The organism is Lentilactobacillus raoultii (genome assembly GCF_900411375.1).
In the GTDB taxonomy this organism is placed as follows: domain Bacteria; phylum Bacillota; class Bacilli; order Lactobacillales; family Lactobacillaceae; genus Lentilactobacillus; species Lentilactobacillus raoultii.
This window is the reverse complement of sequence record NZ_LS422991.1, coordinates 175,078-200,061: the sequence shown is the minus strand read 5'-3', so window position 1 is coordinate 200,061 and position 24,984 is coordinate 175,078. Positions and strand designations below refer to the sequence as shown.

Below are 24,984 nucleotides of genomic sequence, written 5' to 3'. Positions count from 1 at the left end.
TGGTTCATACCGCCCGTCGCATTCAGTTAAAGTTAAGTGCGACCCACGTCTATCAAGCGGTTTTCCAGCGGATTCTCCTGAATATCCAGCAATTATAGGCAAAAGCAACTGAGCGTGGTCTAAAAAATTTAGGATTTTAAAGGGGCTTATTTGGCGTGCTTTCAGCAGCTGGATAAAGCCCCTAATCCCTCAAAATGTGACGGTTAGTGACCAGTTAAGTTTTGTCAGCGATCAAAAGTGCCTGAAAGGATAAAAAATGGCCCTCAAAAGGACCAAATCATACAAATTTTAAAAGTAGAGATTATTCAGGAAAAATTCTTTGAATTAAAGCTCAAAGTGCGGTAGAGTGTTTGTAACTATTTAATCAGTGAGGGGGATGGCAAAATGTTTGACGAAATTGGTAAAATTATTTTTAATAACGAAATTGTCGCTAAAGCCAGTGACTTCAATATGGGAATTGAGGTCGAAACAATTCGAGTTGATTCATCCGGAAAATTGACTAAGGAGGCCTATCCCAAGGCACTTGGAAATCAGCGTAAAAATCATTTCATTAAAACGGATGTTTATCAAATTCAAAGTGAAGTGATTACACCAGCTGCCAGAAAATCTTTGGATGCCATGCATTACTTAATGGCGCTTAATGACACATTGCGAAATGCGTTGGAACCTAATGAACTTTTATGGCCGTTGAGTATGCCGCCAATCCTGCCACGGGATAAAAAAGAAATTCCGATTGCCAACGTTGACCCTGAACAGCGGGCTTATTATGAACGATGGATCAAGACCAGAAGTGACACCCAGGGGATTCCAGTTGGAGTTCATCTGAACGTCAGTGTGAACGAGACCGTGTTAAAAACGGTTTGGGAAGTTCAATCAGATCATTTTGCATCTTATGCAGACTTTGTTAACCATATTTATACTAAGATAGCTCAGGGATTTGTTTATTATCGATGGCTAATTACATATTTATTCGGCAACAGTCCAGTTGCTGAAAAGAATTTTTTTATGGCTGATGAAGACCAACCAGCGCACGCTGTTCGGAGTATTCGGTCGTCAAATTATGGGTTAACGTCTGATGTGAAAAAAGATTACCGATCGGTTGCCGATTACGTTCACAATATCGAAACCAACATCAAGGCAGGCAAGCTGTTTAGCGAAGCGGAATATCATGCGAGTGTCCGACTGAAATCGGTTCACGGTGATCTGACCAACATGATTACCAATGGAGTTGATTATATTGAACTTAGGATGTTAGATTTGGATCCAACAACGGCTTTAAGCATTCGAACCACGACAATTCGCTTTTTTAGAATCATGTTGAGTTACTTTATGATGACACCTCCCATGGAGGAAGCGGATAAAATCAATTTAAGATTAGCCAAGGGGATTTCAATGAACGAAGTGGTGGCACTTGAAAGCCCATACCAACAGACCATTTATCATCATGAAGCCCAAAACTTTTTGGATAAGTTGCAATTGTTTGGGGCAACCATTCAGTGGGGGCCAGAATATCAGGAAGTCTTGGATACCATGCAGGATCGTCTTGATAATCCGAACCTCACACCAGCTGCCACCCTTTGTGATCATGAGGTAGATGGGTCGTTGATGTCTTATGGATTGGCGATGGCTAATCGATATCAAAATCGGGCGCACGAAAATCCACATCCATTTACCGGCTTTGAAGAAAAGCCTGATATGTCTGCCGATGAATTACGACAACGTTTATTTGGTGGCATGGGAAAACCGGAAAATTTGTAAACAAAAAGCACTACCGTTAACCATCCAAAATTGATACTGGGTGATTGATGATAGTGCTTTTTTATCATGATTGACTAACTCGAGTTTTTTCAGCAACCTTTTCACTTCGCTTGATAAAGTCTTTAAACAATTTTTTTGAGTCTTCATAATGTTTAAAGATATTTTCCGGGTGCCATTGAACGGCTAAGATTTGGTCATTATTGATGGATTCAACACTTTCAATCACCTGGTCATCAGCCCGGGCCGTTACTTTAAGGTAGGGAGCGACGTCCTTAACTGCTTGGTGATGCCGTGAATTGACGTAAGGCCGGGCACCAATTAAGTTGTGGAGTCGACTGGTTGGATCAACGGTAATGTGATGAGACGGCATGTTTCCGGGAGCTTCTTGGGAATGCTTCAACGTGGCATGTAAATCCTGTGAGAGGTCTTGGTAAAGTGTGCCGCCAAGACCAACGTTAATCAGCTGCATGCCCCGACAAATTCCCATAATTGCCTTGCCGGCAGTCACGGATTGTTTGAGAAGTTCGATTTCAAAAAGATCCCGTTTAAGATAGGTCATTCCCAGCTTCTGGAAGGGTTCTTCCCCATAAAAGGTTGGATCAACGTCGGCGCCGCCCAAAAAACAGACGCCGTCAAATAATGTCATATAATCGCGAACGTCTTCGGGATTAACACTTGGGAAAACAATTGGCACACCGCCGGATTTGACGATGGCTTCAATTGCGGGGCGCGGGGCAAACGCGGCGTTTCGTTCATTAATAATGTTGGTAGCTTCAGCGAGGGTATCCGCTGGTAGTGCAATTCGTGGGCGCAAGTAAAGTTCCTCCTTGGGGATGATTGATTTTTTATCTTAGTAGTAATAAATGATTGGAATAAGTGTAACCGAAAATGCCAAAATGTGTGATTTTTTGACTCCATTGACGGAAGAAGCTTAACGTGTAATCGTTATTCTTGAGTTTTATCGCGATCAGGTTCCCAGCTGCCTTTAAACAGTTCGTGTTTTAATTCTTCAGCTGAAATCTTACGGTCACCTTCAAAGCCTTTAAAAGGTCGAATGGTTTGCAACGCTGCTTCTTGGTAATGTGAAGCACGACGCATGGCGTAGTCGGTTAAAGAATTATCCTTAAGATGGGTAATGAGACGAGCGCTTGGGGTTGTCCTCGGGTTTTCAATCCGATCCTGAAGGTCATCAATTTCTTCTAGGTATTCAGGGCCGAGTTGAATTTTATTGGCATACATTTCAAGTCGTTGTAAGAATGCCCGAGCATTGGCTTGATATTTTGAGACGTCATTTGGATGTTCTTCGGAAACTTCTTCATTGATGTCATCTGCTCGCGCAACAACTGCGTCGACTTGTTCAGGCTTCATAGGAGCAGTCATAATAAAGTAGCTGGCCATTAATCTAAAGAATCGTAATGTATTGGTTCGAATCCCGACAGAACTGCTGGGATCCAGGTCAAGCATTCTTAATTCAAGGTACTGAATACCGGTTTTCGGAAGTTCGCGAAGATTGGTGTTACCTTTGAAACGAACGGCACCGTGAAATTCATAGTCAGAAATTAGTTTACCTTCCTTGACCCCTTCTTCGATCCGATCAACGTAGCGCTGAATATTTGTGTAATCACCACGGAATTTATTGCCAAAACCATATGAACTTTGCCGAATACTTCGAATCGGAGCGTTGGGACCTTCGCCCTTTTCAAAATAGTTTGCTTCAGCGATTGGACTGGCACCAAATAAGTAGGTGATCACCCAACGGTAACGTAGGAATCCTTGGGCAATTTTTGCATACAGGTAGTTTTGCAAATCCAGTTCGGAATCAAATTGGTCACTCATTTGATCGTAAACCAACTGGAAGACATGGGGATCAATGCTTAGGTTAATATGGGCACCACTAGGAGTTCCCTCTGAAAAACCATGACGTTTTAGCCACTCTTTTAAGTACGCTTCCTTCTTAGGCCCCATCTTAGCCAGAGGGATCTTGCTTTTATCTTTTGGCAAGGCTGGTGGCATTGACAACGGCCAAAGTAATTCTCCCGGTGACAGAGCAGTTCGTAAAGCGGTATTAATACTGTATAAATAATGCATCGCATCAAGTGCGTGAGCTGCCGGTGGTGTCACGACTTCCGACATCGTTTCCAAGAAGTCGTTAGTAATCCATGGGTTGGTTTTTTCATCACCCGCTCCGGCCGGGTAAGGTTCTTGACTCAAATGGCCGGTTTCATCAACTCGTTGCATTTCGATTTCCAAGCCCATGGTAAAGTCGGAGGTTTTTGCGACGGCTTCATTATCAAAAATAAGTTGTCCAATTTCGCTAAACATCTAGGCCACCTCCTAAAAATAGTGTCATTAAAATAAGATGATAAGATACTAACACCATTATAATACAAAATCAACGATATTATTGGGAGGAAGGCCTAATTGTGCATCAGTGAAACAGTTGAAATAAAAAGAGATGACCAGATAAAACGTTACCAAGTCATCACTTTTTTAAATAGGGGTTTAGTTAATTTAAAGCATTGGTTTTTGCCAAAAGCCTTTAAAGAAGCCGCCCGCTTGTTTCTTAGGCCTTTGAATGATTTTGACTTTGGTTTCTTGGTGGTGCGGAACTGTTCGAGCGGGTTGGCTAGTTTGTTCCTTATCGAAATAGTCAGGATCAAGTCCGTTGCGTTCACCGGATTTCTTAGATAAAGTTGCGACTGCCGGTGAACCAATTTGTTCTTGCAAAACAGAAACTTGTTTTTCAACTTTTTGGGTTCGCTGTTCAGCAACTAATTGAAGTCGTTGAGATTGATCCAGTAAACGAGTTAAGGTTTCAATCTGAGTTTGCTGAGCCTTCACCCGATCATTTAATGAAGTAAGCAATTCAGTGGTTTCGGAAGGTTGATTAGATGTGGTTGTCTCCCGGCGTCGCGCAATAGATTGCCCTGAAGTAGGAGCAACTGATTTTTGGATTGCATTTTCAATTGCATCTTTTGCTGTTTGATCAAAGTAGAGCGTCTGCCCCTTTTTAAACGCTTCCGACAAATTAAGTCGCGAGATAGTTCGATAGACCCGCATTTTGTTGACACCGAGTTCGTCAGCAATTTGCCTCATTGTCCAACCTTGTTTTTCCTGTTCACTCAACTGAATCACCACCAACTATGTTATGGATTTCGTTACGATACTATTGTTTTCATTTTCTTATTATACATTAAATTAGTCGTAAACGACAATGGAGTTGCCTAAATATGATGGAATTCCAATTCACCAAAAAAGCTGATTGATGCTGGAGAATTCATCCTTTTAGCCAACAATATTAAAGATTTGTGCTATCATGGTTTTTGTCTAATTGATTTCTAATATTAAGAGGTGGACTCGATGAGTATCTTTATTAAGCTCGGGTGGTATTTTAAACAAGAGTGGAAAATCTATTTGGTAGGTGTATTTGGCTTAATATTGACAGCGCTGTTGGCAATTATCCCACCAAGGATTATTGGTGTATTGGTTGATGCCATTCATAACGGTAAGCTTAACGCGAGTCATCTTATGATTCTATTAATTGTGCTAACTGCGGTTGCATTTGCCCAGTATGGTAGTCGCTATATGTGGCGAACAGCGATCTGGGGCGAAGCGGCCAAACTTGAAAAGGTCCTTCGAAATCGACTGTTTTGGCACTATACCCAGATGGATCAGGCCTTCTTTCAGCGATATCGAACAGGAGATTTAATGGCTCATGCCACTAATGATTTATCTGCGATTCAACGGGTCGCCGGTGGTGGTATCCTGCAATTTGCTGATTCAATGATTACCGGTGGAACGACTTTGATCGCCATGGTTAGTTTGATTGATTGGCGGCTGACAATTATTGCCGTCATTCCATTTCCCCTGTTAGCAGTTATGGCACGATATATGGGAGCTAAAATTCATATTGCGTTTCGAGAATCTCAGGCAGCCTTTTCCCGCTTGAATAATAAAGCTGAAGAAAGTATCACCGGTATTAAGGTGATTAAAGGATTGGGGCAGCAAAAGGAAGATATGGCTGATTTTGATCAACAGGTTGCCCAAACAATTAACATTAATCGACGTGTTAATCGGCTTGATTCCTTGTTTGATCCGATGACTACCATGATCATTTCTTTATCGTATGTCATTACAATTGTCTACGGTGGTTATTTAGTGACAACCGGTCAAATCACCATTGGGTCGTTGGTCTCATTTGTTTCTTACTTAGCGATGATGATCTGGCCAATGTTTGCGGTTGGCATGCTGTTCAATACTTTGGAACGTGGTAATGCCAGTTATGATCGAGTCATGGATTTATTGCAACAAAGAAGTGGCGTCATCGATGATCCAAATGGCGTTGATCAAACACCTCGTGGTGGAATTGACTATGATGTCAAGCAGTTTAATTATCCAGGAGATCGTCGACCAGCTTTACGAGATGTTCAGTTTAAAGTTTCTGCCGGTAAAACACTTGGTTTAGTTGGCAAAGTCGGTTCCGGGAAAAGTACGATTTTGCGTTTGATCTTGCGGCAGTTTGATAATTATGAAGGTAGCATTAAATTTGGCGGGATCGATATTCGCCACTATAAAATGGATGCGTTAATTCCGGCGATTGGTTATGTGCCTCAGGATACATTTTTATTTTCTGATTCGATTCGTGAAAATATCCGGTTTGCCAGACCGCAGGCTACTCAGGAGCAGGTTGAGCAAGCTGCTGAGAAAAGTGATTTATATAATCAAATTAAAGGGATGCCGGATGGTTATGATACCGCGGTTGGTGAAGAAGGAATTTCACTTTCAGGTGGTCAGCGGCAACGGTTAGCAATTGCCAGGGCGCTATTAATCAATCCTGAACTTTTGATTCTTGATGATGCCTTATCGGCCGTCGATGCGGAAACCGAGACTCAGATTCTGGCCAACCTTCGTGCTGAGCGCCAAGGTAAAACAACGATTATTGCGGCCCATCGATTGAGTTCCGTGATGAATGCCGATGAAATTTTGGTCATTGATGATGGGCAAATAGTCGAACGTGGCAATCATGAGGAACTGATGAAATTGGGCGGCTGGTATCAGGAAATGTTTGAACGTCAAGAATTGGCAACCAGTGTAAAAGGAGGGCGAAAGAATGGCTAGTTCACACCATCAATCTGCATGGTCAAAAAGTATTCCGGTTAAAGAACAGGTTCATATCATCGGGCGGCTGTTTCATTATGCGGCGCCTTACAAATGGTACTTTTACTTTTCCGTTGTCTTTGCGATTGCGGTTTCCGTTGTCAATATTTTGCTGCCCAGAATCATTCAAACATTTATGGATGCACATTTAGTAGTGGGTCATCCGGATTTTGCGGTGATGTGGTTTTTCGCCGGCCTTTATTTCTTTGGAATGGTGATTAAAGCGATTATGCAGTTTTCGCAAACTTATTTATATGAAATGGGTGCCGAATATATGTTGGAAAATACCAGACGTCAATTGTTTGCGAAATTGCACTCACTTGGGATGCGGTATTTTGATCAAACCCCAAGTGGTTCAATCTTGTCTCGGTTAACCAATGATACGATGGCTTTTACTAATTTTTGGGCATTATTCAGCAGCCTTGTAGTAACAGTTTCAGCAATGATTTCATCGTTTATTGCGATGATGTTAGCTGATATGCAAATCGCCCTTTGGTTATTGATTTTCATGCCATTTCTCGCTGTAACAGTCTGGTACTACCAGCGTTACAGTTCGCGGGTTTATCGTCGGATGCGTGAACGCCTGAGTCTGCTGAATGCTAAATTGGCTGAAGGAATTACCGGAATCAGTGTGGTCCAACAGTTTCGTCAGGAAAAACGTGTGAACCACGAATTTAATGAAACCAACGATGATTATTACAATACTCGGCGTGCGATGATTCGCATTAATTCCTTGCTGCTAAATCCAATTATCAACCTGTTTTATGCATTGGGAAGTGTGTTGGCACTTGGGATGTTTGGCGTTCGTGGCCTACATGGTTATGTGGCGGCTGGTGTGATTTATGCGTTTGTGACCTACCTGAGCAACTTTTATAACCCGATGTCTGAAATGATGGATCGACTTTCTGATTTTCAAGACGGCGTAGTTGCCGGTTCGCGAATTTTAAGAATCATCGATGATCAAACATTGGCACCTCAGCAACATCCATTGAAAGGGGCCGCCATTACTCGTGGAAAAATCGAGTTTCGCCATGTGACTTTTTCATATGATGGTCAACATCCGGTATTGCACGATATTTCGTTTGTAGCTGAGCCTGGCCAAACGATTGCCTTGGTCGGTGAAACCGGCAGTGGTAAAACATCGATGATCAATATTTTAATGCGTTTTTATGAGTATGGCAGCGGTGAAATTTTAATTGATGATCGTGATATTCGTGATTATCCGATTAGTGAACTTCGAACAAAAATGGGATTAGTGCTTCAGGAGCCCTTTATGTTTTATGGAACGATTGCTTCCAATATTCGAATGTTTAATACTAACATCACTGATCAGCAGGTTAAAGCAGCCGCTGAATTTGTTCAAGCTGATCGCTTTATTGAGCAACTGCCGGAAAAGTATCAGGCAAAAGTGATCGAGCGGGGTGCCAGTTATTCCAGTGGTCAAAGACAACTAATTTCATTTGCCAGGACGCTGGTAACCGACCCAAAGATTCTGATTTTAGATGAAGCAACGGCCAATATTGATACTGAAACCGAGCAGATGATTCAAACTGGATTGGCCAAGTTGCAGGAAGGGCGGACTACGATTGCGATTGCCCACCGGCTGTCAACGATTCAAAATGCGGACTTAATACTGGTTCTTGAAGCTGGTCGAATTGTTGAGCGGGGCACTAATGATCAGTTATTGGCCAAGCACGGTTATTACTATGACATGATTCGATTGCAGAATTCAACCCATGATAATTAAAAACAATTTAATTCGTTTGCCATTAGAAAACCGGAAACTTAAATTAAAAAGTTTCCGGTTTTTCCTTTTGTGAATTCGATAATTTAATCAAAGGTGATCACAATTTTGCCTTCTGTATGGCCAGTTTCGCTGAGTTGATGAGCTTTAATCAGATTGTCTTTTGAAAACGGCAGCTCAGTTGAGATAACAGATTTAACAATATTTTGAGCCATTAGATCGGCGATTTGAGTTAATTGCCGGCCATTTGGCGTTAACCAATGGACACGAGGTGTTGTCCCTTTTGATCTGCGATTGCTTTGCTGTTTGCAGTTTGGCCAACAATTGAAACCTGGGTACCGCCAGCCTTAAGCCAGTTAAATGCTCGAAGTTGATTTTGGCCGCCCAAGGTATCAAAGATCAGATCCATTTTTGGCAATTGTTCGAACTGTGTTGGATCGTGGTAGTCTAAGACATGATCAGCGCCCAGCCCAGTTAACAAAGGAGCGTGGCTTTTGCTGGCGGTTGTCCAAATTTTAGCGCCAACGTGTTTAGCAAATTGAATGGCAAATGTACCAACACCACCGGCGCCTGCCTGAATTAAGACGTTTTGGTCAGCTTTTAAATGGCCGTAATCAAAGAGGGCCTGCCAAGCGGTTAACCCGGCTAACGGAACCGCGGCCGCCTGTTCAAATGATACGTTAGTAGGCTTCTTGGCTAGTAAGTTTTCGTCGACCAGGGTGTATTCAGCGTAAGTACCTCTTGGGGTCGTTGCGGGTCTGGCCAATACCTCATCGCCAACGTGCCACTCTGTAACCTGGCTGCCAACTGCTTCAATTGTTCCGGCAACATCCCAGCCAACGACAATTGGAAACGGCCAGTCAAATCGCTTACTGAGATAGCCAGCACGTAATTTCCAATCGATGGGATTAATCGACGTGGCTTTTTCCTTGACTAATACTTGATTAGGTCCTGGTGTGGGAGTTGGCAACTCAATCATAGTTAACTTAGTGGCATCGCCATACTTGTAAAATCCGATTGCTTTCATTTTTCTCCTACTTTCTTTGAAGTGTTTAAGTAATTATTACTGCATATGTGGTGGTTAAATGTTCGACGGTGATGGGCAAACTTGAGTAGTTTAAGCATTGGCAGTCAATGCCTTTCGAATGATTAGTTGTGGTTATCGGTCGACGCTTTAAAATTGACATTGATATTTTTGCTTAGAATTGTAATGATGTCGTTAATTGGCAATTGGTAATTGTCACGACTCCAATAAATGAGAGTTGATAGGATAGCGCCAGAATAGTAAGCAATTTCGTAATTAAAAAGGGGAGGGGTTGGCTGAATCCTTTCGAGAAAAAAACGCTTGAAGAAATCAGTTTGCTTTTTTAAAATCAGTCCTTCAGCGCCTGCGTGGATGACGGCCGAAACAATTTTACGGTGATTTTTAAAATAGGTGAAGTAAAGACTGATAAATTGGGATAAGTCGTTTAAATGTTGTTTTGCGACATCATTTAAAAATTGATGATAGATTTTTTCCAAAAATTTTTCTAAGATATCGGTTTTATCAGCATAATTACGATAAAAGCTCATTCTTGAAACTGCGGCCTTTTCAGCGATTTCAGTAATTGAAATCTCCGCGAATTTTTTAGTCTGCATGATCTCAAAAAGAGCGGTTTCGATTTGATGTTGAGTTTTAAGGCTTTTTTTATTCATAAAGTCATTTTACTACATTGGTTAAAATGCTGACAAAAGATTTGAGTTAATTTGTTAACAACTATCTTGATAGCGCTATCAAAAAGAAGTGCTTAAAACTTGAAATGGCCGACCAGTTAAGAATACAATAGTGACAAATGTAACGGTAAATTCATTTATCGTGTAGTTCAAGTTGATTAATTCTCCGGTTTAATAATGAGGAGGTCCTTCTCGTGTATTATAGTAAAGGAAATTATGAAGCGTTTGCAACGCCTAGAAAACCTAAAGGTGTCGAAAAAAAGTCGGCTTATATTGTCGGTTCGGGGCTGGCTGGTTTAGCTGCTGCGGCTTTTCTGATTCGTGATGGTCAAATGGCTGGTGAAAAAATCCACATTTTTGAAGAATTGCCGGTAGCTGGGGGTTCTTTGGATGGAACAGAGCGGCCCAATGTTGGCTTTGTAACCCGTGGTGGACGAGAAATGGAAGATCATTTCGAATGTTTGTGGGATTTGTATCGTTCCATCCCATCTCTTGAAATTAAAGGTGCTTCGTATTTGGATGAATATTATTGGTTGGATAAGGATGATCCGAATTCTTCTAATTGCCGTTTAATCTACAACCGTGGTAATGAGGTGCCAGATGATGGTCAGTACACGCTTGGCAAGACCTCGAAAGAGCTGATTAAGTTGGTATTGACGCCGGAAGAAAAATTGGGTACTGAAACCATTCAGGAATTTTTCTCCGATGCGTTTTTTGAAAGCAACTTTTGGGTGTACTGGTCAACCATGTTTGCCTTTGAAAAGTGGCATTCAGCTGTTGAAATGAGACGTTACGTGATGAGATTTATCCACCACATTGATGGCTTACCGGATTTCACAGCATTGAAATTCAATAAGTATAATCAGTATGAATCGATGGTTAAACCGTTAATGGCGTACTTAACCGATCATCATGTCGATGTCCAATTTGAGACAACTGTTGATAATGTTTTGGTTGATTTCGAAGGGAACCAGAAAGTTGCCAGGAAATTGTTACTTACCGTTAGTGGTCAAAAGCAAACCGTGACGTTAACGCCAAACGACTTGGTATTTGTTACCAATGGTTCGATTACCGAAAGTTCAACCTATGGCAGTCATGACAGGCCGGCGCCAATTACTGATCAACCGGGTGGTTCGTGGATGCTGTGGGAAAATTTGGCAGCTCAATCTGATGATTTTGGGCATCCAAAAGTTTTCTATCAAAACTTGCCAAAGAAAAGTTGGTTTGTGTCCGCAACGGCAACGATTGAAAATAATGAGCTGGATCCTTACATTGAACGATTAACCAAACGAGATCTGCATGCTCATAAAATCAATTCGGGCGGCATTATTACAGTCACTGATTCTAATTGGATGATGAGTTTTGCGGTTCATCGGCAACCACATTTTAAAGAACAAAAGCCAAATCAAACCACCGTTTGGATCTATGGATTGTATTCAGACGTCGATGGAAATTACGTTCGAAAACCAATTGAAAATTGTTCAGGAAAAGAAATTGCTGAAGAGTTTCTGTACCACCTAGGCGTTCCGGAGAGCAAAATCGATCAACTTTCAAGTCAGGAATATATCAATGTAGTGCCAGTCTATATGCCGTTTATTACCAGTTATTTTATGCCTCGAGCTAAGGGCGACCGACCAAAAGTGGTGCCGGATGGATCGGTTAATTTGGCATTTATTGGGAACTTTGCTGAATCACCATCTCGGGACACGGTTTTCACAACGGAATATTCGGTTAGAACAGCTATGGAATCTGTCTATATGCTATTAAACATTGAACGGGGAGTGCCAGAGGTGTTTGGCTCAGTTTACGATATTCGTGAATTGCTGAAATCAGTATATTATATGAACGACAAGAAAAAACTTGAAGAAATTGACTTACCATTACCGAAACCGATTCGAAAATTAGGTTTGAAAAAGGTTGAAAAAACTTGGATTAGGGAGCTTTTGGAAGAAGCCCATTTAATTTAACAAAAATAAGCGCACCAGCTTTGATAAGTTGGTGCGCTTATTTAAATGGTATGCGTAACCCATTCATTATGACAAATTACTGAATCTCGATTTGGTTACCATTTTCAGTACTTTCAGCTGACTTTGGCAAAGCAATGTTCAAAACACCGTTGTCGATTTTGGCTGAAATGTGATCGCGGTCAACGCCAGGTAATTCATAAGTTCTGGACATCACACCGTGAGTGCGTTCACTGGCAATTACTCGACCTTGTTCATCCTTCTTTTCAGAAGCTTGAGCTTGGTCAACGTTGATTTCCAGATCGCCGTGGTTGTAAGCCAAGTGAATGTTCTTCTTATCGATTCCTGGAACATCAACCTTCAGCATGTAATCCTTGTCGGTTTCCTTAATATCAGTCTTAAGGTCACCGTTACTGATTGTGTCATTTTCCCATTCAGTTGGACTGAAGAAACGACGTGCTAAACGATCAAAGAACGGATCCATTGCGAAACGGTTCATAATTTCATTTGCCATAATACCAATCTCCTCTGTTAAAAGTTATTGGATTTTAAGCGTTTCGAAGTGGTGAAATGAGTTGGCTCCCCATTCCCCCAAGGACGTTAACAGGAATAACAATCTTTTGTTAATTACTCAATTTCAATGTGGCCGTCGTGTTCGTCACTTTCCGTTACCTTTGGCAAGGTCACATTCAAAACACCATCATTAACTGATGCACTGATGTGATCACGATCAACACCCGGCAATGTGTAACTTCTGGACATAACGCCGTGGCTACGTTCGCTGGCAATCACTCGACCGTTTTCATCTTTTTGTTCTGATGACTGTTCTTGGTTAATATTTAACGATAACGTATCATTTTGATAAGCCAGGTGGATATTTTGCTTATCAATTCCAGGAACATCAACTTTTAATGTATAATCTTTATCAGTTTCGTTAATATCTGTTTTTAGATTACCAAAGTCAGCATAGTCATTATCAAAACGACTAGGGCTAAAGAAGTGACGTGCCATTCGATCAAAGAACGGATCAACATCAAATCGATTCATTAAGTCATTTGCCATAACAACCAATCTCCTTGTTTTCTAAATTTAATGATTGGTAAAGGCTGTTGAACCACTGGTGAATCTTTCTTTACTCTCCTTTACCTTTCATCTTCTATATTAATCAGTTCGGAAAAAAATGCCAGTATTTAGCACTCGTCAGTGGAGAGTGCTAATAAACTGATTTGAATGGTCGAGATACTTTGTCGTTTAAAGATCGGAGAGAAAGTATCGCCACTTTACTTTGGAAAATTAGTGATGTTATTGGGTGTTAAAGTCGTCAATTTTGCTAACTTGATGAATTCCTGGTGAACATAGAAAAATGCCGTTAAAGATGGTATCCTATAATAGATAGAATTTTAGCGGACTTAACACCGATACATAACGAGGAAGGGTATTTTAATGGCACATTCCGACAAGCGATTTAAACAACTTTTTTTGGCATTAGCCACGATTATTTTATTAATACCACTGTTTGGTAATTTGGTTACCAACAGTTTCTTTGGCCATGCTCAGCAATCAGTCAGTGCTGCTAAAAAGGCGAATGGATTTGATGTTAATAAAGTGATTAAAGCAAAAGTTGTTTATGCTAAGCATGTCCCTATTTTGGAAGTGACGATCAAACCTTCTGTGACTAATGCTTTTGCGAAAAAAGATCAGCTGAAATTTGCGTTTGATAAGAAAAATGTTGATTTAAAAAATATGAAAGCAAGTGTCGAAAAAGATCTGCCGTTTAAACATACTACGAAAAAAGATGTGACGCTCTTGTTAACTTTTAATAAAGGGGTTAAGTCCGGCACCTATCGGCAAGCGTATGCCATTCCGACCAAGAAAGTTTCTAAAATCACCAAAATCAAGGCGACCTATCGGGGACAAAAGATTAAAGTGACGAATAATCGAATTAAATCTGGAAAATATGCTCAGAAACAGGCTGATACAGCGACAAAGAAAGAGCAACGGCACTTTAGACATAAGTTGAGTCGCCAACGTTCTGCCAAGCAGACAACTACCAAAGCACAACCGACAACTAAGCAGCCAAATTCATCGACAGATACTGAAAATTCGGCGGCTGTTTCGGCATCATCAAATAATACTGGTCAGCAAGCAGAGTCACAGACGACCACTTATGCGGACTCATATGGTCAAACAGCTGGAAATAACGTAACTACTAAAGTTACCAACGGGGACACTGGCTATGCTGACACTAATGCTGGTTCAACCACTGGCGCATCAACAGCCGGGACAGGGGATCAGTATCAAGGCACGTCAACCACTTCCAATGCTAATCAGAATTATAGCGGTCATTATAGCAGTGGGCGCAGTGGGAACCGGCCAACAATTTATCATTTCGGATCAAGCTCAAGTGCACCATCGCAACCCACGACCTACTCGGGATCGAGTAACAGTAACCAGAAAACTTCTTCGACTCATCATAAAAAGCATCGTGTCACGACTCATCAGCGGACTCGGCAACGACAAACAAAAGCGGCTAAGGGGAATCGACAAGTAGCGACAAAAGCCCCTAGCCGATCAGCTAACAAACAGAAATTGACACAATCTACCAATCATAAGAAATCCAAACCTTCTTCTAACAAGAATAAGAAGAGCGCTGGTCAACGTCATCAACAAACCAAGAATGACCAAAAGAATAATAAAGATAACAGTAATCAAAATTCTGAAGATACTCAAGATCAGAGTGGTTCTCAAACTGGTGATCAGCCAGGCTCAACAACTACGACACCGACAACAACACCGTCAGATCAAGATAATTCGGGAAATTCACAACCAACAGTTCCTCAAGCTGGTACCAACAATGGGGATTCAACTAACTCAACAACGCCAACGGGCGAATCGAATAATACACCAACTACTTCAACAACGACTAACAACAGTGTAACGAATTCAACTAATACGACTGATAGTCAGAATGCACAACCGGCTTCTGCCACAACTTCCACGGACAATCAAACTCAAAACAATGAAACAAACGATGATTCAGCGACTACGACAACAACACAATCAACGGCTCAACAAGCTTCTCAGCAGACAAATGCAGGCCAAACATCAGTAACTGCATCTAACGCTAATATGACCAACGGAACCGGAATTGCCGCATAGAGCTGGCTGGGGATGTTATTAGATAGTGACTGATAAAACGAATTAGAAAAGTAAGATTAAAAGGGTATTTAGTGGTGTAATCGACTACCCAGATAGATTTAATTTGAGAACCGATTAAAAAAACTGACAAATTGGCAGGCTTATTAAGTTTACTTTTTAAAGTGTTGAAATTAATTAGACTTTGTTTGGGTTGCGACATTAAGTCAATTAAGTGATCAGTAGCGTTGCTTATTGGGGACTCTTTGAATCTCCAAACGAGAACTACTGAAAGATGAGCACGTGTTTTTAGGTGCAGCCTTAGCAATTCAACTTAGGTGGTTTCCCGGTTTAGATGCCATATTATGCCATGAGACTAGTCTATTGTTGCGACAAAATTTAAAGATCAGTTAGTTATCAGATACAGGTCACGACCATTTTTTAGGTTAGCTAAGTTAATAGTATAATAGCTGGGGTTCATTATATTGAACGGCATGAGCAAACAGCCCGTTAATCTTAGACCTTAAAAAGGAAACTAGTTCGCGGTTGGGTTTCCAGTTATTGAAAATTCTTTTCATCGTCAATTTTGTATTGTACTCCTGAGGCTGCAATAGATTATTGCTGGATTTTGAAGGGGATAGTGGTATGGATCCAATAAAAAAAAGATCCCTATTAAGTAAGAGATCTCTTGATGATAATTTATTTATCGGTATGCCCTTTCAGGAACATTTTTGACGAGTTCATTTAGAGTAAACAAATCTGCAGCATTAACAATGGTTTCTTTCACAGGGCGCTGTTTCCAAGCAAGTATTTGACGGGTGCTTTGAGTGTCATAACCAGCAATTTTTAGTTTTGCAGCTGTTGCTTTTGAAGATGAAGAAAAGATTGCTGCTAACCGGATTAGCCAGTTTGGTGTGTAAGTAAAATTAAGATTTAATCTTGAATACTTTCGTTGATAAATCTTAGCAATTTCAGCTAAGGTAATTTTTTGATCCGCTGCGGGAAAGCGATGACCAATGGCTGATTGTTTTTCCAGAGCTAAACGGTATAAAATGGCTAAATCGCGAACATCGCTAACATTAAATTCAATTTTCGGGGCCATTTTTTTATCATTAAACAAGGAAAGTAAGAGTTGATTGTCTCCTAGATGAGTTGGCGAAAGAATGGGGCCAAGTGTCGTGCCAGGTAGAATACTTGTTAATTCAAGTTGGTTTTCTTTTGCGTATTGCCAGGCAGATTTTTCAGCCTCTACAAGGTGACTTTCGACGCCGTTTAGCTTAGCGGTCGCATCTGGCCAAAATTCGTCGCTAATACGCCTTTTTCCGGTGCTACTTAACGGTAATGAAGCAAATGCCGGATTAGTCACGATGACTCGTTTGATATGGCAGTTTTTGCCTGCTTTCAAAATAGTGAGTGGGTCATCTTTTAATGGTCGGCTCTGATCAACGTCAATTGATTCAGATAACGGTAAGCAGATGACAGCATCTGCACCCTCCATACTCTTTTGCCAATCAGCCAGAGTCATTGAATTAGGCTTAAATTGGTAAAAAGTTAGATTTTCCGACAATGTTAGTGGTTGTAACAGGGTAATTGCCTGACTGATGGAATGTGCATCAGCCATATTCTGTAAAAAAGCCCTTACTTGGTAGTCATGAGTGAGTAGTTCTCGAATAATCCAACTGGCGGCAAAACCCGATCCGCCGGTAACAACGATTGTTTCCATTTTTAAAATTCCCCTCTGGTTAATGTTGATTGTAGTGTCCTCACTTCAAATTGTCTGCTAATCAGAAGATAGAGTCAAGTAGCTGTTATTAATATGGACTGAGAAACTTACTGATTGGGGCTGGCTTTTTAATTAGATCTCATTTTCCTAAGAATGATATTAAATCGCTATTTAACAGTAAGATATAAAAACCGGTTTCCAAAAAATAGGAAACCGGTTTGCGATAACTAATTGATCTGTTAAAATTAAGCTTGAAGTAAAATCCCCAAGGAATAGTGAATGATCATCGTAATGATGCCAACTAACACATTTCTAATAACCGCAGTTTTCACTAACCCATTACCCAACCGAGCACTCATGTAACCGGTTAGTGCAACTGATAGACAAACAGCCAGGATAGTTGCGGGCCATTGATAAGCGACTGGGCTTAAAGTCATGGCAACTAGTGGGAAAATACCACCGGCACCGGCTGAAACTAATGAAGAAAATGCAGCGTTCCATGGATTCATATAATGGCCAAGTTGCAAATCATATTTGATGTTAATAATAGTTTCTAACGGTTTTTTCTTCATTAGGTCAGCGGCAATTTTATCAGCCGTTTTTCTTGTCACGCCTTGATCAACATAGTAATCTGAAACTGTCTGTAAATTTTGTTTAGCGTTGGTTTTCAGTAATTCCTTTTCTTTTCGAACCACCGATTGTTCAGTATCCTTCTGGGTACTAACTGACGCATATTCACCGGATGCCATGGAAAACGCACAAGCCAGTAAATCAGAGAGGCCAGCAATGAAAATTGTAAACTGATTTGTGGTTGCAACGGCAACACTGAATAGCACGCCGACAACCGTTAGGATACCGTCATTAGAACCAAGAACACCGGCTCGTAAAGAGTTTAATTTTTCATCCATCGTTTGGGATGATTTGGATTTCTTTTTTGAACGAATACTCATCATAATTTTCCCCCGATTAAATGATCGTAAGATTACGATCCGATTAGTGTGCCGATAATATAAGTGACCGCCATGGTTAAAATTCCTGAGATAACATTTCGCAGCATACCGCGACTAGTGTTGGAATTTCCCAATTTTGCGGCGGAATAACCCGTGATTGCAAGCGCAATGATCACGGCGATGGCTGTTGCGACAATTCGAATTGATCTGGGAAACATGGTAATGGCGACAAGTGGTAAAATGGAACCTGTCGGAAATGAGATCATTGAAGCAACGGCTGCTGACAACGGGTTGGTAAATTCCCCAACATTAAAACCATATTTTTGACGAACCGAAGTTTTTAATGGGTCACGCGTCATCATTTCCTTAGTCGCCTGTTCTGCCAGCTCGGTTGAAATGCCATCCGAGACCAGCTTTTGACGCACAGCGCCGTACTCATGGTCATATGAGCTTTCAAGAGCTTGACGTTGTTGGGTAATCGCATTTTTTTGAGAATCCTTTTGGGTATTAACTGAAACGAATTCTCCCATGGCCATCGAAACAGTCCCGGCAAGCATACCGGAAATTCCGGAAATAAAAATAGCAAAGTTGTTGGAAGTTGCACCTGCAACCCCGATAACGATTCCGGCAACTGAAACGATGCCATCGTTGGCCCCCATAACGGCGGCCCGCATTACATTAATTTTTTGAGCTAAAGTTTTTTTCTTGGCGTTTTGAGACATATTGGGCACCGACTTTCTAGTTTGTAATTATTATTATCTAATACCAGTTATTATTGTATCTCAAAACATTACATATGTAAATCAAAATGCAAAATATTATGTAAAAAATATTTTGGCGTACCTTAATTTTAACTTACAGCGCCACAATTACATAGCTCACTGCTAAAGTTTTACCAAATAGTTAACTTTAAGGCTGGTGAGCGATTCACTTAAGGAGGATTTACTTTGTGATGGCACTCAATAAACAGACGATCTTGGCACAGTTACTGGCTCACCGAAGCGTTCGCCAGTTTAAGAAAAAACCACTGACGACCCAACAGGTTGAAACGTTGGTTGAAGCTGCTCAGCATGCTTCAACCAGCACCTTTTCTCAGCAGTATTCAATTATCAGTGTGACCGATCCTAAAGTTCTGACAGAAATTGCCGAGATTACAGGTCATTCTTGGTTGCTAAACAGTGGTCACTATTTTGTGATGGTTGCTGATCAATTTCGCAATTTTCAAATTGCTAAACGCAACAATGCTGATCCATTTATTTTACACACGACTGATAAATTTTTGGCAGCGGTGTTCGACGCTGCTATTGCGACCGAAAACATCATGATTGCAGCTGAAAGTATGGGGTTGGGCGCCACCATCATGGGGAGTATTTTAAATGACTCAAACCGGATGATTCAACTGCTGTCGTTACCGGAACTGACTTTTCCGCTTTTGGGGATTGCCATTGGGTACCCTGATGATGAGCCGGAGTTAAAGCCTCGATTGCCGCAAGCAATGATGCATTTTAACAATCAGTATCACCTAACTCCTGAGATGCCTAATTTGGTTGATTATGATCAGCTTTTAGCCGAATACTATCAATCTCGAAGTACCCATCGGCGAGCAGAAACATTTAGTCATCATATTATTTCCGAATTAAGTCGGGATCGACGGGTCAGATCAGATTTATTGCACAATATTAAAGCTCAGGGATTCTTGGTGGATTAAGTTAATTAAAACTGCTTGATGGTTAAGTGACCAAGGGCATTATAAAATGATGAGAAAAACAGTTGACTTTTTGGCCATTTAACTTTACATTTATTAGTAATTGATTGACAGTTTTTAATCTTCAGCGTTGATGAGAAGAGTAAATCGGAAACCTGGTAGAAAGCGACCATTGACAGTGAAAGAATGGCCAGGCAGATTGAAAGTGCGCTCTGAGTTGAAGACGGGGTATGATGATCAGTTAAATAGTGTTTATTATAAAGGTGTTTAAGTTTGTTAAACACGAAGTAGGGTGGAACCACGTTTAAAAACGTCCCTGTTACTTTGGCGCAGTTCAAGGTGGCAGGGTTTTTTCTATCGAAATAATTGATCGCAAAAACTGTTGGTGATTAATTTTTTGACACAGAGGGGATGATCTTTAATGAGTTGGGCTATTATCCAGCAAAGCCTGCCGATGTTTGAAAAGGGATTTATGTTAACACTGTGGCTTTCCTTTGTTGGCATTATCGGCTCAATGATTGTTGGCTTGGTTTGCAGTTTGCTTCAATATTTTAAAATACCGCTTCTTTACCAAATTGCATCGGTATACGTTGAAGTATCGCGTAATACACCGCTTTTAATTCAGCTCTTTTTCTTATATTATGCGTTTCCAGTAATCGGTATTAAATTTGGTGCCGAATTATGTGGCATCATTGGCCTGATCTTTTTAGGCGGTAGTTACATGGCAGAAGGGTTTACTGGTGGCTTTAACGGCGTTTCCAAAAGCCAGGTGGAATCCGGTAAAGCGATTGGATTGAGTCGCTGGCAATTGGCAAGGTACGTTGTTTTTCCACAAGGGTTTTCATTAAGCGTGCCGGCAATGGCCGCAAATGTAATCTTTTTGATTAAGGAAACCTCGATTTTTACAGTGATTGCGATTCCCGAGTTGACCAACACGGCGTTGGACTTGATTGGGATGTATTATCGGTCAAATGAATACCTGTTGGTGTTGGTCATTGGTTATGCAATTATCCTGATACCATTGTCAATTATTCTCACGTTATTAGAAAAGAGGGTTCGATATGGCTCATTCGGGAATTAATGTGCTGCTGGAAGGGACAAACTTCGTTCGGCTACTGGGTGGCCTTTGGGTGACAATCAAAATTGCTGCAGTTGCTTTAATTGCCGGCATTATTCTCGGAATCCTTTTAGGGGTTTTGAGAACCTTTAAGAACCGACTGCTTAGAGTCGTGTTGCGGCTTTATCTTGAATTTTTCCGAATCATTCCGACACCAGTACTGCTGTTTTTGTTCTATTATATCTTACCAAGGCAACTCAATTTTAATTTACCGGCCGAGCAATTGGCGACACTGGTCTTTGCGCTTTGGGTCGCCGCTGAAATGAGTGATATTGTTCGTGGCGCTTTGATTTCTGTTCCTAAACACCAAGTGGAATCTGGTAAAGCAATTGGGTTAAGTACAATGCAGCTTTATTGGTACGTTTTAATTCCACAGTCGATTAATTTGGAATTACCGGCAACGATTAATCTGGCAACTCGGGTTATCAAAACGACGTCGATTCTGTTATTGATCTCAGTAATGGATGTGATCAATATTGGGCAGCAAATTATTGAAGCCAACAATCACACCTATCCAACTGGCGTCTTTTGGGTTTACGGATTGATATTTTTATTTTATTTTCTAATTGATTATCCGCTGTCATGGTGGGCTAAGCGATTGGAAAAAAGGAGATTGGAGCGGACAAATGGCTGAGCAGATCTTAAAAGTAGCGCACTTAGAGAAATCATATCAAAAGAAGCATGTTTTGCACGATATTAATTTTTCCGTTGCACAGGGTGAAGTGGTGACACTGCTGGGACCGTCCGGCTCAGGTAAAAGTACGCTGATTCGTTGCTTAAATGGGTTGGAGGCTTACCAAAAAGGCACAATTACATTTGAAGGGAAGAAGGTCGTACCGACTGAGAAGAATTGGCAACAAATTCGTCAAAAGATTGGCATGGTTTTCCAAAGTTATGATCTTTTCCCCAATTTGACCGTGATGGACAACATTTTACTTGGACCAACGAAAGTTCAAAAAAAGGATCGGGCAACTGCCCGCTCTGAAGCAATGGCACTTTTAAAAAGTGTTGAATTAGCAGATTATGCAAATGTTTATCCTCGTGAGCTGTCCGGGGGTCAAAAGCAACGGGTGGCGATTGTCAGAGCGCTGGCATTGCATCCTGATTTTATGTTGTTTGACGAGGTGACAGCGTCCCTAGATCCAGAAATGGTTCGGGGGGTCTTGACGATTATTGAAAATTTAGCCAATCAGGATAATATGACGATGATCGTTGTGACTCATGAAATGAACTTTGCTAAACAAATTGCGGACCGGGTTTTATTTCTGCAAGATGGGCGGATCTTAGAACAAACGCCGTCATCACAGTTCTTTACGAATCCACAAACGGATCGGGCAAGGGAATTTTTAGATAGTATGGATTTTTAGATTAATTAATTTTTGAGGAGGGTTTTTAATCATGAAGAAACACTGGGTAACAAAATTAATTGCTGTCGTGAGTGTGTTTGCGGCCTTATTGTTGGTCTTAACCGGCTGCGGCAATAGCAAAAAGAGCTCGGAAAACAACCCGAGTTCGGTCGCTCAAATTAAGAAAAAAGGCACCATTCGTATCGCCGTTTTTGGTGATCTACCACCATATGGCTGGGTTAATAAGGATGGTAAACGAGTGGGCTATGATGTTAGACTGGCTCATCAAGTGGCCAAGGACTTAGGCGTTAAAGTGAAGTTTGTTCAAGTTAATGCCAATAACCGGGTGGATGCATTGAATTCCAATAAAGTTGATTTGGTTTTGGCTAACTTTACAGTAACGCCTGAACGAAAACAGGTGGTGAGCTTTGCCAAGCCGTATATGAAGGTTTCCGTTGGGGTGGTTTCACCTAAGAACAAACCAGTTACCAAGGCCAGTCAGCTGCAAAACAAAAACTTGATTGTGACAAAGGGAACGACGGCTGAGAATTACTTCACTTCAAAACAACCAAATGTCAACTTGCTAAAATTTGATTCAAAAACTCAACAGTTTAATGCTTTAAAGAACGGTCGTGGTGTCGCCTTGGCTGACGATAATTCTTACCTCTATGCTTGGTCTAAGAGTAATCCGAAGTATACGGTTGGTATCAAGAGCATCGGTCCTAAATCGTATATCGCACCAGCGGTTAAGAAGGGCAATAAATCACTTCTTAATTGGACCAATAAAGAGATCAACAAATTAACGAAAAAGAGTTTCTTCGTTACTGATTACAACACAGAATTAAAGCCATACTTTGGTAAGGAAGTTAAGCCGTCTGATATCGTTTTACCAACAAAGTAAGGGTTAAAAACCGAGAACCAAATCGGGAACCTTTTGCCTTAGTTTGCAATTATGCTGAATGAATCGTTTAAATAATGATGCATAAGCCTTAGAATTAAAAATATTTTAATATTGACGGATTAGTTCTAATATGTTTTAATATACTCAAATCACAGGAAAGGAATTATGACTATGACAAAACTTGTCCAACAACTGAATGCCTATTATTACGGCTATGCCTGGTTTAGATAGCGCCCGTTAAGATGCGGGCGCCTACGCGTTCGCGTCTAACCGCAAAGCCGTGATTGGTTGTTGCCAGCTAGACGTCAGAGTCTAGCTGGATAGGATAATTCTTTTACACGAATGACGAGTAAAAAATTAGCCAGTTGGATTCTCAAATCCGGCTGGCTTTTTTTAATACTTTGAAATTGGAGTGTGATATTGTGACGAATGAAATGACGAATTCAAACAAACGAAAACTTTCGCTTAGCCTTTACCTGAACTATCTGGTTCATGGGATTGGCTTGATTATCTTAACTCAAAATATGCAGGCTTTAGGAAATTTTTGGAAAGTTCCGATTGCGACAGTTTCATATGTGATTTCAGGGATTGGAATTGGTAAACTCATTGCTTATTTTCTGTTTGGCTATTTATCTGATCGATTTGGTCGACGACAATTAGTCTTGGCCGGCGTCTTCAGTTACATGGCATTTTTTATCGGAATTCCGTTTACGCATAACATTGTGTTAGCCTATTTATTCGCTATCGTTGCCGGGATCGCCAACTCCGCACTTGATTCCGGAACATATCCGACCTTTGTGGAAATGGGTGGTAGTTCCAGCGCTTCCAACGTTTTTATTAAGGCATTTATGTCGCTGGGGGAGTTTGTATTACCATTAGTGGTTGCGATGCTGGAAGCCAAGCAAATGTGGTTTGGTTGGTCGTTTATCGGCACGTTGCTGGTCTTAGTCGCTAATCTTGTCATCCTTCGCGATGTTAAGTTCCCTGAACAGAATCATGTTGATTCAGCGTTTGTAGTAACTCATGAGGCAATTTCCAAGGTCCGGAAGTCACTTGCCACAGTCTCGTTAGCGATTTATGGTTACACAACCATGGCGATTATGATTTTATTTACTCAGTGGATCAGTCTGTTTGCCACAAATAATCTTGGCTTCAGTTCATTGATTTCCCACGGCCTACTATCGTTATATAGTATTGGCTCGATTAGTGGCGTTATCCTCAATTTTATTTTATTGAAGATGCGGGTGTCAGAAACAAAACTATTGGTTACGATGAACACCCTTTCCTTGCTGGCAATTTACGTTGTTGGTCATACCTCAACCGTTATGATAACGTCAATTGCTGCCTTTACATTTGGCGTCACAGCTGCCGGTGGGGTAATGCAGATCGCTTTAAATATTCTGCTTAAAATGTTCCCCAGACATAAAGGGCTAATCACCGGGACCTACTTTACTTTTGGGAGCATTGCAACCTTTACCATCCCAATTGTTACAGGCTGGCTCTCTAAGACGAACCTTCAGCTGGTGATGAATTTTGATGTGATAATCGAGCTGATCGGCACGGTGTTGGTTGTATTGGCAACATTTTGCTTAAGTGTTAACCCGGCTGTTACATCTAAACAGCACGAGCACGCAATAAATGGCCTCAATCATTCAGGGAGAACAATTATTTCCAGTAACCAAAGCAAGGATAGCTAGATTTAAGTTGTAATTGGGTTACCGGGTGATTGAAATTAAAAACGATCAAAACAAGGTGTGCATCGCCTTTGCTT

Annotated in this window: 20 protein-coding genes and 1 pseudogene; 11 read left to right on the top strand and 10 right to left on the bottom strand. The window is 41.0% G+C overall.

Going from position 1 to position 24,984, the window contains the following annotated elements:
• The first annotated feature begins 384 nt into the window (after positions 1–384).
• Positions 385–1,758 (top strand): glutamate--cysteine ligase, encoded by a 1,374-nt coding sequence (locus tag ED605_RS10105; RefSeq protein WP_121978776.1) that lies wholly within the window; start codon positions 385–387, stop codon positions 1,756–1,758.
• Positions 1,759–1,822: 64 nt separating this feature from the next.
• Here the strand turns inward: ED605_RS10105 and ED605_RS10100 are convergent, their stop codons facing one another.
• From ED605_RS10100 to ED605_RS10090, 3 genes are all read right to left on the bottom strand, one after another.
• On the bottom strand, positions 1,823–2,572 hold the full coding sequence (locus ED605_RS10100) for a gamma-glutamyl-gamma-aminobutyrate hydrolase family protein (RefSeq protein WP_121978775.1): 750 nt from the start codon (positions 2,570–2,572) through the stop codon (positions 1,823–1,825).
• A 131-nt stretch (positions 2,573–2,703) separates the two neighbouring features.
• Positions 2,704–4,080 carry a glutamate--cysteine ligase gene (locus tag ED605_RS10095; RefSeq protein ID WP_121978774.1) on the bottom strand — a complete coding sequence of 459 codons (1,377 nt, stop codon included), beginning with the start codon at positions 4,078–4,080 and terminating at the stop codon, positions 2,704–2,706.
• Between the two features lie 189 nt (positions 4,081–4,269).
• Complete coding sequence (locus ED605_RS10090) at positions 4,270–4,893, bottom strand: helix-turn-helix domain-containing protein (RefSeq protein WP_263852958.1); 624 nt, start codon at positions 4,891–4,893, stop codon at positions 4,270–4,272.
• Between the two features lie 225 nt (positions 4,894–5,118).
• Here ED605_RS10090 and ED605_RS10085 point away from each other — a divergent pair, with 225 nt between their 5' ends.
• Together ED605_RS10085 and ED605_RS10080 are read left to right on the top strand one after the other, a co-directional pair.
• Complete coding sequence (locus tag ED605_RS10085; RefSeq protein WP_121978773.1) at positions 5,119–6,876, top strand: ABC transporter ATP-binding protein; 1,758 nt, start codon at positions 5,119–5,121, stop codon at positions 6,874–6,876.
• On the top strand, positions 6,869–8,662 hold the full coding sequence (locus tag ED605_RS10080; RefSeq protein ID WP_121978772.1) for an ABC transporter ATP-binding protein: 1,794 nt from the start codon (positions 6,869–6,871) through the stop codon (positions 8,660–8,662). Before ED605_RS10085 ends, ED605_RS10080 begins: the two co-directional genes overlap by 8 nt.
• Positions 8,663–8,745: 83 nt before the next feature.
• Here ED605_RS10080 and ED605_RS10075 read toward each other — a convergent pair.
• Together ED605_RS10075 and ED605_RS10070 are read right to left on the bottom strand one after the other, a co-directional pair.
• A pseudogene (locus ED605_RS10075) lies at positions 8,746–9,686 on the bottom strand (NADP-dependent oxidoreductase).
• Positions 9,687–9,808: 122 nt separating this feature from the next.
• Positions 9,809–10,354, bottom strand: a complete 546-nt coding sequence (locus ED605_RS10070) for a TetR/AcrR family transcriptional regulator (protein ID WP_121978771.1) — start codon at positions 10,352–10,354, stop codon at positions 9,809–9,811.
• 212 nt (positions 10,355–10,566) lie between these two features.
• Here ED605_RS10070 and ED605_RS10065 point away from each other — a divergent pair, with 212 nt between their 5' ends.
• Positions 10,567–12,339, top strand: a complete 1,773-nt coding sequence (locus tag ED605_RS10065) for an oleate hydratase (protein WP_121978770.1) — start codon at positions 10,567–10,569, stop codon at positions 12,337–12,339.
• A gap of 76 nt (positions 12,340–12,415) precedes the next feature.
• On the opposite strand, the gene ED605_RS10060 is transcribed toward ED605_RS10065, so the two are convergent.
• Positions 12,416–12,850: an Hsp20/alpha crystallin family protein gene (locus tag ED605_RS10060; protein ID WP_121978769.1), complete on the bottom strand. Its 435-nt coding sequence runs from the start codon at positions 12,848–12,850 to the stop codon at positions 12,416–12,418.
• A 113-nt stretch (positions 12,851–12,963) separates the two neighbouring features.
• Positions 12,964–13,398, bottom strand: coding sequence for an Hsp20/alpha crystallin family protein (locus ED605_RS10055; protein WP_121978768.1), 435 nt, complete (start codon positions 13,396–13,398; stop codon positions 12,964–12,966).
• Between the two features lie 381 nt (positions 13,399–13,779).
• On the opposite strand from ED605_RS10055, the gene ED605_RS10050 reads away from it, so the two are divergent.
• A complete protein-coding gene (locus ED605_RS10050; protein ID WP_121978767.1) occupies positions 13,780–15,495 on the top strand; it encodes a hypothetical protein in 1,716 nt (571 codons plus the stop codon).
• A gap of 679 nt (positions 15,496–16,174) precedes the next feature.
• Here the strand turns inward: ED605_RS10050 and ED605_RS10045 are convergent.
• The 3 genes from ED605_RS10045 to ED605_RS10035 all read right to left on the bottom strand — a co-directional run bounded on the left by ED605_RS10045 (position 16,175) and on the right by ED605_RS10035 (position 18,866).
• On the bottom strand, positions 16,175–17,194 hold the full coding sequence (locus ED605_RS10045) for a Rossmann-fold NAD(P)-binding domain-containing protein (protein ID WP_121978766.1): 1,020 nt from the start codon (positions 17,192–17,194) through the stop codon (positions 16,175–16,177).
• 245 nt (positions 17,195–17,439) lie between these two features.
• Complete coding sequence (locus tag ED605_RS10040) at positions 17,440–18,147, bottom strand: VIT1/CCC1 transporter family protein (RefSeq protein ID WP_121978765.1); 708 nt, start codon at positions 18,145–18,147, stop codon at positions 17,440–17,442.
• A gap of 29 nt (positions 18,148–18,176) precedes the next feature.
• Positions 18,177–18,866, bottom strand: a complete 690-nt coding sequence (locus tag ED605_RS10035; RefSeq protein WP_121978764.1) for a VIT1/CCC1 transporter family protein — start codon at positions 18,864–18,866, stop codon at positions 18,177–18,179.
• A gap of 230 nt (positions 18,867–19,096) precedes the next feature.
• Here ED605_RS10035 and ED605_RS10030 point away from each other — a divergent pair, with 230 nt between their 5' ends.
• The 6 genes from ED605_RS10030 to ED605_RS10000 all read left to right on the top strand — a co-directional run bounded on the left by ED605_RS10030 (position 19,097) and on the right by ED605_RS10000 (position 24,910).
• Entirely contained in the window at positions 19,097–19,852 is a 756-nt protein-coding gene (locus ED605_RS10030) for an NADPH-dependent oxidoreductase (RefSeq protein ID WP_121978763.1), read from the top strand.
• A gap of 418 nt (positions 19,853–20,270) precedes the next feature.
• Positions 20,271–20,930 (top strand): amino acid ABC transporter permease, encoded by a 660-nt coding sequence (locus tag ED605_RS10020; RefSeq protein WP_121978761.1) that lies wholly within the window; start codon positions 20,271–20,273, stop codon positions 20,928–20,930.
• The gene (locus ED605_RS10015; protein ID WP_121978760.1) at positions 20,911–21,600 is read left to right on the top strand and encodes an amino acid ABC transporter permease; all 690 of its coding nucleotides are present in this window, start codon (positions 20,911–20,913) and stop codon (positions 21,598–21,600) included. The genes ED605_RS10020 and ED605_RS10015 overlap by 20 nt, the downstream gene beginning before the upstream one ends.
• A complete protein-coding gene (locus ED605_RS10010) occupies positions 21,593–22,333 on the top strand; it encodes an amino acid ABC transporter ATP-binding protein (RefSeq protein ID WP_121978759.1) in 741 nt (246 codons plus the stop codon). The genes ED605_RS10015 and ED605_RS10010 overlap by 8 nt, the downstream gene beginning before the upstream one ends.
• A 31-nt stretch (positions 22,334–22,364) precedes the next feature.
• Positions 22,365–23,213: a transporter substrate-binding domain-containing protein gene (locus ED605_RS10005; protein ID WP_121978758.1), complete on the top strand. Its 849-nt coding sequence runs from the start codon at positions 22,365–22,367 to the stop codon at positions 23,211–23,213.
• Between the two features lie 407 nt (positions 23,214–23,620).
• The gene (locus ED605_RS10000; protein ID WP_121978782.1) at positions 23,621–24,910 is read left to right on the top strand and encodes an MFS transporter; all 1,290 of its coding nucleotides are present in this window, start codon (positions 23,621–23,623) and stop codon (positions 24,908–24,910) included.
• The last annotated feature ends 74 nt before the right edge of the window (positions 24,911–24,984 follow it).